Below are 12730 nucleotides of genomic sequence, written 5' to 3' on the forward strand. Positions count from 1 at the left end.
GCCTACGGGGGAATTGCTCATGAACCGCATCTACCGACGCGTCTGGAACCGCCAGCTCAATGCCATGGTGGTCGCTTCGGAACTGGCCACCGGTGATAACGCCGGCGCCACCCTGCACGACGCGCGCAGCGCGATGCCGGCACCGAGCCTGCTCGCCCTGGCGCTGCTGTGCGTATTGGCCAGCGGTACAGCGCACGCGACCGAAAGCAACCAGTCGCTGCGTGACCTGCAGGCGCTGGCAGCCAAGTACACGCAGACGATGCCGGTGAAGGTCGATGCCGAAGTGGCGTTGGCGGCACGGGCGGCGCAGGCCAACACCGCAACCAATGCCGATGCGCGCGTTGCGCTGCAACTGAACACCGGCGCGCTGCCGATCGTGCGCAACGTGCTGCCGGCCAAGGTCAACGTGACGCTGGCTGCGCCGGCGCAGTCGGCACCGGCGCTGGGCGCCCAGCTCAACGCATCGGTCGCACTGGGCGGCAGCGAAGCGGTCGCGCTGGATACGGGCGTGACCGCCGCACTGCAGCCTTCGGCGCAGGCGCCGCTGGCGGCAACGGTGCAGGCCAACGCGAAGGCGAACGTCGGCGTGGGCGGTCACACGGTGGCCGCGGTCGACGCCGCGCCCCGCGTCACTGTGGGTGGCAGCGTTGACCCGGCCGGGCTGAAGGCGGCGGTGGATGGCAAGGTGGGTGCCAAGCTGGCGGTCATCGGCCAGCGCATCGAAGGCGATGCCGATGTGGCCGCAACCGCTGCGGTCACCCTGCCGGCCAAGGAAGAAACCCCGGGGGATACCGACGACCGCGCGATCACCGCCGCCTTCGATACCGGCGTGGCGGGCAACGTGCGCGTGCAGGGCCTGGATGGCCAGCCGGTGGTGGCCGACCGCAACCTCAAGCTGGCCGCCAACGCGACCGCCACCGCCCAGACCTCCGCGCTCGGCCTGGGCGGCCTGTTGAACGGCGTCGGTTCGGCGCTGGGCGGGGTGGGCGACGCGGTGGGAAGCCTGCTCAATGGCGATTTGAACGGAACGGTCGGCAACCTGACCGGCGCCGTGGGTGGTTTGGTCGGTGGGGCGGTCGGCGGCCTGGGCCTGTCCTCGCCGTCGCCCATTGCCGCCAGCACCGGCAAGGCGCCGGTCGCCGGCGATCCCAACGCTGGGCTGATCATCGGCAACGGCGGCGTGGTTGGCGGCTTGAGCGCGCTGATCGGCCCGACCACCAACGGCCTCTTTGGCGGCGATGGCTACCTGAGCAACGGCAACCTGCGGGTCAGCACCGCCAACGTCATGCAGACCTATTCGGCGGTCAACGCACTGGGTATTCCGCTGGTCAACGCCTCGCCGGTGGGCAGCACGCTGAACGGCCTGGGCGGTGCGGTCACTGGCGGCAATTCGCATCTGACCCTGATCGGTGGGGTGACCTCCGACAGCTACATCTACAACATCAACAACGGCAATCCCGGCGGCCTGCTGGGCCTGCTGCTGCCCTCCGATTCGCCCGAATGGGCCGGCAAGTGCCTGGACATCGGCCTGGCCGACATCTCCTGCTGGGCGGTCAATGCCGCGCAGGACTACCAGGTGCTGATGGGTGACGGCGCCTACGCCAACGGCTCGCGCGAAGTGGTGATCGGCGCCAATGCCCGCCACGAACTGCCGCAGGTCGATGCCAACGTGGCCTTCCCCGGCAACGGCACCAATGACCCCAGCAATCCCACCGGCGTGCCCACCGCCGACTACGCCGCGCGCATGGGCCATTCGGTCATCGTCGGCGACAGCGCAGTCGGCACCGCGAACGGACAGACCCTGTTGGGTGCCGAAGCGACCTCCAACCAGGCCAATTCGGTTGCACTGGGCTTCCGCTCGGCCGCGGTGCGCGGCGCCCAGGCCAGCTACAGCGCCTATGGCCTGACCACCGCGCAGGTGTCGGCCGGTGAAGTGTCGGTGGGCAGCGCCAACGGCGGCGAACGCCAGATCACCAACGTGGCCGCCGGTAGTGCCACCACCGATGCGGTGAACGTGGCCCAGCTGCAGGGCGCCATCTCGCAGATCCAGGCAGTGGGCGATGCGGCGGTCACCTACGATCTGGACGGTGCGGGCGATCCGATCTACACCCGCATCACCCTGGGCAATGGCACCGGCGCCACCACGGTGGCCAACCTGGCCGCCGGGGCGATCAATGCCGGCAGCACCGAAGCGGTGAATGGCGCACAGCTCTACGCCAGCAACGATGCCATCGCGCGCTTCTTCGGCGGCCAGGCCGCGTTTGATCCGGCCACCAGTGCCTTCACCGCGCCGCTGTTCCAGATCAGCACGATCGGCAGCGACGGCGCGATCGCGCAGGGCCTGTATGACAACGCCACCGACGCCTTCGATGCCGTGGATGGCTCGCTGGTCAATCTCAACACGCAGATCACCGATATCCGCAACGGCGGCACCAAGTACCTGCGGGTCAATTCCACCGGTGTGGAAGCCCTCGCAGCAGGGGCCGATTCGATTGCGGTGGGCAGCAATGCGCAGGCGGCCGCTGCGAACAGCATCGCCGTCGGTGCCGACAGCCTGGCCGACCGTGACAACACGGTGTCGGTGGGCGCGGCCGGTGCAGAGCGGCAGATCACCAATGTTGCCGCGGCCACGGCGGCCACCGATGCGGTGAACCTGTCGCAGCTGCAGGCCTCGGAAGAGGGCGCGCTGCGCTATGACCTCAATGGCGATGGCAGCGTGAACTATGCCAGCGCCACCCTGGGCCAGACAGGCACCGCCACCACGCTGCGCAATCTGGGCCCTGGCCAGCTGAGTGCGGCCAGCACCGAGGCGATCAATGGCGCGCAGCTGTTCGCGGCCAACCAGACCCTGGCCACCCACCTGGGCGGCGGCGCCACGGTGGATGCCAGCGGTGTGGTGCTGGCGCCCACCTACACCCTGAACAACGTGGCCGCCGATGGCTCGCTCAGCCAGGGTAGCTACAACGACGTCGGTACCGCGTTCGATGCGGTGAGCGTCTCGCTGGCCAACGTGGCCGAGCAGAGCGACGAGCTGGACGCGCGCGCGGTGAAGTACGACGTGGACGGCAGCGGCAACGTGGTCGATTCGATCAGCCTGAGCGGTACCGGCGGCGCGCCGGTGAAAGTGACCAACGTGGCCGCCGGCAGCATCCTGGCCGGCAGCAGCGATGCCATCACCGGCGACCAGCTGTTCGCCACCCACACCACGGTGGCCAGCTATTTCGGCGGCAGTACCACCTACGACGGCAACACCGGCCTGTGGGTGGCGCCCAGCTTCCGCATCTCCTTCATCGCCACCGATGGCACGCTCATCCAGAACGACTACAGCAACGTCACCGCCGCGTTCTCCGCCGTGGATGGTTCGCTGCAGGTGCTCAACCAGCGCATCAGCAGCGGCGGCAGCAGCCCGTATCTGGCGGTCAACTCCACCGCCGCCGCCGCGACCGCCGCTGGCGCCGAAGCGCTGGCGCTGGGCCCGCAGGCCAGTGCGGCCGGTGCCGGCAGCGTGGCGGTGGGCAACGGGGCCAGTGCCAGCGCCGACAACAGCGTGGCCCTGGGCAGCGGCGCGGTGGCCAGCGTGGGCGCGCAGAGCGGCTACACCGGCGCCTATGGCCAGACCGGTGCCAGCAACTCGGCCGGCGAAGTGTCGGTGGGCAGCACCGGCAGCGAACGCAAGGTGACCCACGTGGCCGATGGTTCGGACACCTACGATGCGGTGAACGTGGGCCAGTTGAACAACGGAGTGACCTACGCCATCGACCAGTCCAAGGCCTACACCGACCAGAAGATCCAGAACATCACCAACGTGGCAGGCAGCTTCCGCGCCAACAACAGCAACAACCTGGCCGATCCGGCCGCCACCGGCGCCAATTCCGCCGCTGGTGGTGCCGGTTCGGTGGCGGCCGGGGCCAACTCCACCGCACTTGGCAACGGCGCCCAGGCGCAAGCCGATAATGCCGTGTCGCTGGGCGCCGGTTCGGTGGCCGACCGTGCCAACACGGTGTCGGTCGGCGCGGCTGGCGCAGAACGCCAGGTGGTGAACGTGGCCGACGGCAGCGCCGCCACCGATGCGGTGAACGTGCGCCAGCTGCAGGCCTCTCAGCAGGGCAACATCCGCTACGACACCACCACCAACGGTGCCACCAACTACAACAGCGTCACCCTGGGCAGTACCAGCAGCGGCCCGACCACGGTGCGCAACGTGGCCGCCGGCACGGCCGGAACCGATGCGGTGAACGTGGACCAGCTGAAGTCGGGCATGGCGCAGACCCTGGACTGGTCCAAGGCCTATACCGATGAGCGCATGGGCGGTTTCGAGCGCAACCTGCGCAAGACCGACAGCCGTGCCTCGGCAGGCGTGGCCTCGGCCATGGCCACCGCTTCGCTGCCGCAGCCCAGCGAAGCGGGCCGCAACATGGCCTCGTTCGCAGCTGGCAGCTACAACGGCGAATCGGGTGTGGCGGTCGGTATCTCCGGTGTCTCCGAAGGCGGGCGCTGGATCTACAAGTTCAGCGGTTCCACCAACAGCCGCGGCGAAGCCGGCGTGGCCGTCGGTGCCGGCATCCAGTGGTGAAGCACGCCGCCGGGGCGCCAACGCATCCCGGCGGCGCTGTTCCGTACAACAGGGGGAAGCACATGAAACTGCATCGCATCCTGCAATCGCGCCGCATCGTCGCCTGGCTTGTGCTGTTGCTGGTGGCCGGCCTGCTGGCCGCCTGCCGCAGCCACGCGCCGGCAGGCGATGGCCCGGCCGAGGCCAGCGTGGTGTTCCCGGAGGCGCGCAAGGACTCGCTGAAGGAAGGCATCTACCCGGACATCGCCGATCTGCGCCGGTTCGCGCCGGGCATGAGCAAGCGCCAGCTGTACACCCTGCTGGGCACGCCGCACTTCAACGAGGGCATGTGGGGCGTGCGCCAGTGGAACTACCTGTTCAACTTCCGCACCGCGCAGGGCGCCGAATACTTCACCTGCCAGTTCCAGGTGCGCTTCGATGACAAGGGCATTGCCCAGGGCGGTTACTGGAAGCCCGAATCCTGCGCCGCCGTGCTCGACCCGCCGCGTCCGCCGCCGCCGCCGCCGGCCGCCGCGTTGCCAGAACAACCGCTGCATCTGTCCGCCGATGCGCTGTTTGCCTTCGACAGCGCCGCCCTGAGCGCCAACGGGCAGCAGGTGGTGCAGGGCGTGCTGGGGCAGGTGCGTGAAGCCAGCCAGGTGCAGTCCATCCAGGTGGTGGGCTACACCGACCGCATCGGCAGCGCCGCGTATAACCAGCACCTGTCGCAACGGCGCGCCGAGGCCGTGCGCAGTGCGCTGGTCCAGGGCGGGGTCCCTGGCACCAGCATCCGTGCGGAAGGACGCGGCGCTGCCGACCCCCTGGTGCAGTGCGCGCAGCGCGATCGCGCCCAGCTGATCGCATGCCTGGCGCCGAACCGGCGCGTGCAGATCGCCGGTGTGGCGCAGCCGCATTGACAGCCTTGCCAGCGGCGGTGCGTTGTTCGGCGTGTTTTCCCCCTGGTCTACCGGCGGGCAGGGCTACGTCTCCCCCGTCACCCTGCCTGCCGGTGGTCCAGGCTTTACCCGGTGCCCACGATGAATGCCCAATTCCTGCCCCTGCGCATGAAGACCGATGAAACGCTGACGGTGTACGGGCCGCTGGGCAACCATGCGGTGGTGCGCATCCCCGGCCGCCGCCTGCCCGGATTGATCGTGCAGGCCGATACGGTGCTGGGCTTCCTGACCCAGCTGCAGGAAGCCCAGGCCAGCCTGCGCAGTGGCCGGGCGCAGCGCGCAGATGCCGAACTGGACATGCTGGTGGACCTGCTGCAGCAGTGGCAGGCGCTGATCGAATCGCGCCTGGCCGACGCCGGCGAGGCGTTGTAGCCTCGCGCCCGCGCCGGGCCTATTCGCTGTCGTCCACCCGTTCGCCCATCAGTTCGCGCTGGCGCTTGTCCAGTTCTTCGGCATAGCGCTTGCGCACGAACGCCTCGGACACCACGCCCAGCACCTGGCCATCGCTGGCCACCACGGCCAGCTCATCGGCCTGGGTCTGGTCGAAGCGTTGCATCACGCTTACCACGTCGGCGCTGGCCGACAGGGCCACGTCACGGTTCTCGGCGAAATCGGTGAGCGGTGCATCGGCCTTCACCCCGTCGCCGAACAGGCGGGCAATCTGCACGATGCCGGCATAGTGGCCTTCGCCGTCGATCAGGATCACCCGGGTGCCCGAGCCCAGCGGGAAGCGCTGGCGGAAGGTGGCCGCGTCCAGGCTGTCCGGCGCGGTGGCCACGCCCTTGCGCATCATCCGCCCGGCGCTGAGGGTATGAATCCAGCCCACGTCGCGCGCACTGCGGATGTTCTCGCCACGCAAGTGCATGCGCCAGGTCGAGAACGAGTAGCCGAACCACTGCCGCACCAGCGTGCTCGATACCAGCACCGCGCTCATCACCACGCTGGTCAGCAGGAAGTCGTGGGTGCCTTCCAGCACCAGCATGGCCATGGTCATCGGTGCGCCCACCACCGCCGCGGCCAGCGCGGCCATGCCGGCCAGTGCGGCCGAGGTGGCATCGATCACCGGCACGCCGGTGGCCAGCGCCAACAGGCCGGCGAACAGCGCGCCCACCAGGGTGCCCATGAACAGTGAGGCGAAGAACAGCCCGCCGCGGAAGCCGAAGCCCAGCGAAATGCCGGAGGCCAGGCACTTCAGGGTCAGCAGCCCGCCGATCCAGATCAGCGGCAGGTGGGTGGTCAGGTCCAGGTGCAGCGCGCCATGTCCGGACGACAGCACCTGTGGGCTGGCCAGCGCCAGCGGAATCAGCAGCAGCCCGCCCACCACCGGGCGGCCCCAGGCGGGCAGGGGGCTGCGCTTCACCCCGCCTTCGATCGAGGCGATCAGGCGCATGATGATGATGCCCACCATCGCGCAGCAGCAACCCAGCAGGCCGTAGATCGCATAGTCGGCCGCGCGAACATCGATGGTGGCGGCGGCCGGCAGCAGGTAGGCATCCATGCCGGCCTGGTCGGCCACGAAAGCACCGGCCAGCGCGGCCACCGCCACCGGCGCCAGGGCCGAGGGCGTGTAGGCGCCAATGACGATTTCGAAGGCATAGAACGCGCCGGCCAAGGGCGCGCCGAACGCTGCTGCAATGGCCCCGGCCGCACCGGCGCCCACCAGGGTGCGCACGTCGTTGCGGCGCAGGCGCATCACCCGGCCCAGCTGCGAACCACTGCCCGCGCCCATCTGTGTGTACGAAGCTTCCAGCCCGACCGAGGCGCCGCTGCCGTTGGACAGCAAGGTCTGCACCAGCACGATCAGGTTGTCCCGCATCGACATGCGGCCGCCGTGCAGGGCATTGGCTTCCACCGCATCCAGCAGGGGGCGCTTCAGGCGGCTGGCGGCCAGGCTGACCAGGCCTACCAGCAGGCCGCCCAGCGGCAGCACCAGCAGCGCGGTCCACGGCAGTGAGGGAAGCGAGCTCAGCCGGATGCCGTCGTCCAGGCCATACAGGCTGGCCTGCAGGCTGCGCGCCAGCCCGGCCTGCAGCAGGGTCAGGCCGCCGGCGATCAGGCCCACCACCAGGGCCAGCGCAATGAACCACAGGTCGCTGCCACGCAGGCGCAGGCGCAGGCCCTGGAAGGCCAGATGCAGGCGCGATGGCGAAGCGGTGGGCGACATGGTGGCGGCATGATACGCCGCCACCGTGATCGCCACCGTCACCGCATCAGGCGGCTAGGCGCTCAGAAGCGGTAGCGGCCCTGCACGTAGAAGGTGCGTGGCGCGGCCACCATGCGGCCGGCATTGCCGTCCACGTTGCGGGTGTACCAGCGCTTGTCGGCCAGGTTGTTCACGCCCAGCGCAATCTCGCTGTCACCCAGCCCCGGCACCTGCCAGGCCACCTGCGCGTTCCACAGGCGCACGCCGGGCACGCGGCCCACGCGCGCATCGGCGCTCTCGGCCCAGGTGTTGGCGGCGTCGGAGAACTGGCCGCTCTGGTGGGTGCTGGACAGGTTGAAGGTCCAGCCCGACAGGGCATAGCGGGCGCCCACGCTGTCGGTGTCGCGCGAATAGAACGGCACATCCAGGCCGCGGTTATCACCGGACTGCTGGATCGCCTTGGTCCAGGTGTAGTTCGCGTACAGCTCCAGCCCGGCCAGCGCGCTGTCTTCGGCGAACTGGTAGGCCACGGCGCTTTCCACGCCCTTGTGGTCGGTGGCGCCGATGTTCTGGAAGGTGGCCGGGGTGATGCCCGGCACCTGCAGGATCTGGTTGTCAAAGCGCATCTTGAACACGGTCACTTCCGCGCGCAGCGCACCGTCCTGCCAGCGCGCACCCAGTTCGGTGGTCTTGGCCACTTCCGGGTTCAGCGGGTTGCTGGCGGTCTGCGAATTCAACTGGATGTTCTGCACCGGCCCGAACGAGGTGGTGTAGTTGCCGAACACGGTCAGCTGCGGGGTCAGCAGGTAGGCGATGTTCAGCGACGGCAGCGCCTTGTCGTTGCGGCTGCTGAAGGTGGCCGCGCCACCGGCCTGGCGGCGGTCCATGTCGATCCATTCCATGCGCACGCCCGGGGTGATGCGCCACTGGCCCACGGCAATGCGGTCGTCGATGTAGAACGAATGCGCGTCGGTGGCGTTGTTGAAGCGGGTGGTGGCATTTTCCGCGCCGGTGCGGCGGGTGATGGTGTAGCTGCGGTCGTTGCCGCGTTCGCGCAGGAAGCGGTAGCCGGCGGTCACGTCATGCACGGTGCTGCCCCACTGCAGGCGCTGGGTATAGCGCGGCTCGATGCCCAGCACCCGGTAGTCGCGCGGCTGCACGGTGATCTGCGTGTTGGCGGCGTTGATGAGCGCGCTGGCGCGGTTGCTTTCGTTGTAGTACGCCAGCACCTCGAACTCACGGGTGTCGGACAGGGTGTTGGTGTAACCCAGGTCGATGCCGGCGCGGTGGCCCTTCCAGAAATCGGTCGGGCGGGTGTTCTGGAACGGGTCCGCTTCGTACTGGGCGCGGGTCAGGCCGCCGGGGGTGAGCGAACGCACGTTGTAGTAGGACAGCTTGGCGCGCAGCTGCTGGCGCTCGTCCAGCGCATAGGCGAACTTCAGCGCCAGATCGTCGAAGCGGTCGTCGCTGCCCTGGCGCCAGCCGCGGCCATCCTGGCCGGAGTACAGCAGGGCCATGCCCAGCCCGTTGTCCGCGGTGCCGCCGAGGAAGGCGTTGTACTGGGTGCTGTCACCGCCGCCGTGGTCATTGGCGCTGTAGCGCACACCGGCTTCGCCGTGCAGCCCGGCTTCGGTGGGAATGGCGCGGGTGCTGAAGTTGATGATGCCACCCACGTTCTGCGGCCCGTAGCGCACCGCGCCGCCGCCACGCACCACGTCGATCGATTCGATGTTGGCCAGGCTGGTGGGCGCGAAGGAGAGCTGCGGCTGGCCGTACGGCGCCACCGCCAGCGGCACGCCGTCCAGCAGCACGGTGGAGCGCGGCGAGTAGCGGCCGGTCAGGCCGCGCACGCCGATGTTCAGCGAGATCGAGCTGCCGGCGGTGCCGGAATTGTCGGTCACCTGCACGCCGGGAATGCGGCGCATGGCATCGCCGATGCTGGCCGCGCCGCTGGCGTCGATGCTCTGCCGGTCGACCACGGTGCGGGCGCCAGCGAAGCGCTTCACGCTGTCATGCAGGCCGGTGCCCAGCCAGCTGCCCGAGACCTGGATGCTGTCCAGGGTGGTGGCGCTGTCCTGCGCCTGGGCGGTGGCAGTCAGGCACAGGGCAAGGGCGGCGGCCAGCGGCAGGCGCGCGCCGGGGCGCAGGGTAGGGATAGGCATCGGGGCAGGTCAGGAAGGGTGGTAAATGAGAATTATTGCTGATTGGTTGCGTGAAGGGAATCGCTCCTTCGTTCAGTGCCCTGGCCCCGGTGCTAAAGTGCTGGGCTGCTTCCTGATACCGCGAGAACTGCATGTCCCACGCCGCTTTCTACCCCGTCGGAACCCCTGGCCAGCCGTGGGGCGCGGCCGAGCGTGCGCAGTGGCAGGCGCGCCAGCAACGCCTGCGCCGCTACGACCAGGACGTGCTGCCGCGCATCGAGGCGCTGGCCGATCGCTTCGACAAGGTGGCCTACGGCCAGCTGGACTACGCCGGCGAGACCTACACCCTGTTCGCCCTGCGCAGCCACAACTGGAACCCGGCGCTGCCGGCCGTGCTGGTCACCGGCGGCGTGCACGGCTACGAAACCAGCGGGGTGATGGGCGCGCTGGAGTTTCTGGAACAGCAGGCCGGTCGCTATGCCGGCCAGGCCAATGTGCTGGTGGCCCCGTGCGTGAACCCGTGGGGTTACGAGCGCATCAACCGCTGGAACCATGATGCGATCGACCCGAACCGCAACTTCCGCGCCGACGGCCCGGCCCGCGAATCGACCGCGCTGATCGAGCTGATCACCCCGTACAAGGGCCAGTTCGTGCTGCACATCGACCTGCACGAGACCACCGACAGCGACGAAAGCGAGTTCCGCCCGGCGCTGGCCGCGCGCGATGGCAAGCCGTTCGAGCCGGGCCTGATTCCCGATGGTTTCTACCTGGTCGATGACAGCGAGAACCCGCAGCCGGCGTTCCAGCAGGCGGTGATCGCCGCAGTGGAGCAGGTGACCCACATCGCCCCGGCCGACGACAAGGGCGAGATCATCGGTTCGCCGGTGGTGGCGCACGGGGTGATCGAGTACCCGCTGGTGAAGCTGGGCCTGTGCGCTGGCATCACCGGTGCGAAGTTCACCACCACCACCGAGGTCTACCCCGACAGCCCGCGGGCCACGCCGCAGCAGTGCAACGATGCGCAGGTGGCCGCGGTGTGTTCGGCACTGGAGTACGCGTTGGCGAAGGGCTGACGGGTATGGCGCTCGATCAGCTTTTCGCCGGTGTTCAGGGCCATCGGGTGCCATAGCCCTAGCGCATGGGTCGGTTTCCTTCCAATGCCAACTGGACCATTCGGGCGCGGCGGCGATGCTGGGTACTGGATATGAACAGCCTGCACGCGTCGCTGAATGCACGGGCATAGCTGACGTGTTCCTCTGCCAAGGAAGGTGATCCTCCCCTGTCAAGGAGATCGACAACATAACTGCGTAGTTCTTCGGAGTTCACTTTCTCGAGTTGGGCAGCAAACCACTCTGCGCTCTGTTGATCAGTTGCGCTTGAATAGCCGAATGTGCCGATGATCGACATCCTGTAGAGATCCGGGTCATAGGAATTCTGGTCTGCTTCCTTCTTCGGTGCGTGATCCACCAGTCCCTCCTCCTGCAGCTGGCTCTTCAGTTTTTCATGGAGTCTTTCGGCTTCGTCCTTGGATATTCTCTTTAGGTCTCTACTCGTGATCGATCGGGTAGTGCGACCGTACTCCAGAAGCGCCTCTTTCATTGTCTCTGGCGGGCTTCCAATGTGCTCGAGCATGTGGAGCGCTCGGCTGAGCAGCTGATGATTGAGGTGTCTGGCTGCAGAGAGTGCAGCTGTGGCAGCTGCCGCATGAGCGGCGCTGTCGGTCCAGTCAGGGTCCCAGTCATAGTCATTCGATATGCTCCTTATTTCCTCCGACAGCGCATGCTGGTCCTCGTTGCTGAATTCTTGCGACAGGATCTGCCTCACTCGATCCTGCGGAAGCGCTCCGGAATGGATCAGTTCAATCACGCATGCCGTCAATGCATGCCTGCGTTGAATGCCGATGTTCTCCGCAGCCTTCTCGCTTTCCGCGTCAAGGACCAGCTCGCCATCCATTTCAAGTCGGAAGCTGGTGTGAGTTGTACTCTGTCCTGCTCTTGCGCGCAGGTGAGTGCCGAGAATGAAAACCAACGGAGCCAGGAAAAGTCGCGCAGTCGCGCTGTCCGGCGATACCTCTGCCGGGAGGCCTCGGTTGGCCTCAGTTATTATTCTCTTGATCACCCTTATGTTGGTTATCCCGCATCCGGCAAGTAGAGGGTCCAGGGCGGACTTGAGTTTGCTTTCCGTTGCCATTGCTACTGCAAGCGAATCGCTGGGGCGGGGCCTGAGGTTGATTTCGCGATCAATGATCTTCTCGTGTACCTCTCTCCATTCGGAGACGTCGGCGAGCTTCTCATCATTCATTACCAGGATGAAGCGCGCCCCGTGGTTCAGCTTGAAATTCTCAATGAATCCGGACAGCTCGCTCATCTCCAGCTGGTCGTGCTTTCGCTCGATGTCATCAAGTACGATCAGATGACCCGCCAGCGCGCGCGTTGACCAGAGCATGACCATTTCGTTCGCCAAGGGGCCCAACGTGTGGACTTTGCCCAACACGGCGGGAAGGTCATTCCTGGCCCACCCCAGTTTCTTCTGGATTGATGATCGGATGCCCCCTGCCGACGAGGCGATGCTGTCGAGAAGCGCGAGCTTCAGTTCCGCAATTGTTCTTACACCGAACAAGGAGGCACGGGCGATTCTGATTCTCCGGCTCTCGCGTATCTCTTTCAGCGTCTTGTCAACGGAATGGGTCTTGCCCGAGCCCCACGGGCCGCTGATTGAAATTACCTTTGCATCGGTTTCATTCAGGGCTTTCTCCAGCTTTGATTGGACGTCGTGGAGAATTCCGCTGGAATGTTCATTGAGTATGAAGTTGTAACGAGGCATCGTTGCTTCCTTGCATCATGGTTCTCGATAGTAGCGGATAACCAAACTGCTCTTGAATTGTTTTTCGCGCAGGCGTGGTCTCCGTGCCGGACCTGAGGGTGTCGATGTCTCGTGG

The 12730-nt window shown here is 67.1% G+C and carries 7 protein-coding genes; 4 read left to right on the forward strand and 3 right to left on the reverse strand.

The genetic code is table 11. The features are described from left to right. The first annotated feature begins 19 nt into the window (after positions 1-19). The 3 genes from G4G00_RS10035 (at position 20) to G4G00_RS10045 (ending at position 5880) form a co-directional block, all read left to right on the forward strand. Entirely contained in the window at positions 20-4573 is a 4554-nt protein-coding gene (locus G4G00_RS10035) for a YadA-like family protein (RefSeq protein ID WP_164273081.1), read from the forward strand. A gap of 62 nt (positions 4574-4635) precedes the next feature. Continuing rightward, entirely contained in the window at positions 4636-5469 is an 834-nt protein-coding gene (locus tag G4G00_RS10040; RefSeq protein ID WP_164273084.1) for an OmpA family protein, read from the forward strand. 120 nt (positions 5470-5589) lie between these two features. Further along, complete coding sequence (locus tag G4G00_RS10045; protein ID WP_108753301.1) at positions 5590-5880, forward strand: hypothetical protein; 291 nt, start codon at positions 5590-5592, stop codon at positions 5878-5880. Between the two features lie 19 nt (positions 5881-5899). On the opposite strand, the gene G4G00_RS10050 is transcribed toward G4G00_RS10045, so the two are convergent. Both G4G00_RS10050 and G4G00_RS10055 read right to left on the reverse strand, forming a co-directional pair. After that, on the reverse strand, positions 5900-7672 hold the full coding sequence (locus tag G4G00_RS10050; RefSeq protein WP_240336112.1) for a chloride channel protein: 1773 nt from the start codon (positions 7670-7672) through the stop codon (positions 5900-5902). 62 nt (positions 7673-7734) lie between these two features. Further along, the gene (locus G4G00_RS10055) at positions 7735-9813 is read right to left on the reverse strand and encodes a TonB-dependent siderophore receptor (protein WP_164273090.1); all 2079 of its coding nucleotides are present in this window, start codon (positions 9811-9813) and stop codon (positions 7735-7737) included. Positions 9814-9944: 131 nt separating this feature from the next. On the opposite strand from G4G00_RS10055, the gene G4G00_RS10060 reads away from it, so the two are divergent. Continuing rightward, entirely contained in the window at positions 9945-10865 is a 921-nt protein-coding gene (locus tag G4G00_RS10060; RefSeq protein ID WP_164273093.1) for a M14 family metallocarboxypeptidase, read from the forward strand. 58 nt (positions 10866-10923) lie between these two features. Here G4G00_RS10060 and G4G00_RS10065 read toward each other — a convergent pair whose 3' ends face one another. Next, positions 10924-12615: a P-loop NTPase fold protein gene (locus G4G00_RS10065; protein ID WP_164273096.1), complete on the reverse strand. Its 1692-nt coding sequence runs from the start codon at positions 12613-12615 to the stop codon at positions 10924-10926. Positions 12616-12730 lie beyond the last annotated feature (115 nt).

The sequence above is a fragment of the Stenotrophomonas sp. B1-1 genome (genome assembly GCF_010894375.1).
Classification (GTDB): Bacteria; Pseudomonadota; Gammaproteobacteria; order Xanthomonadales; family Xanthomonadaceae; genus Stenotrophomonas.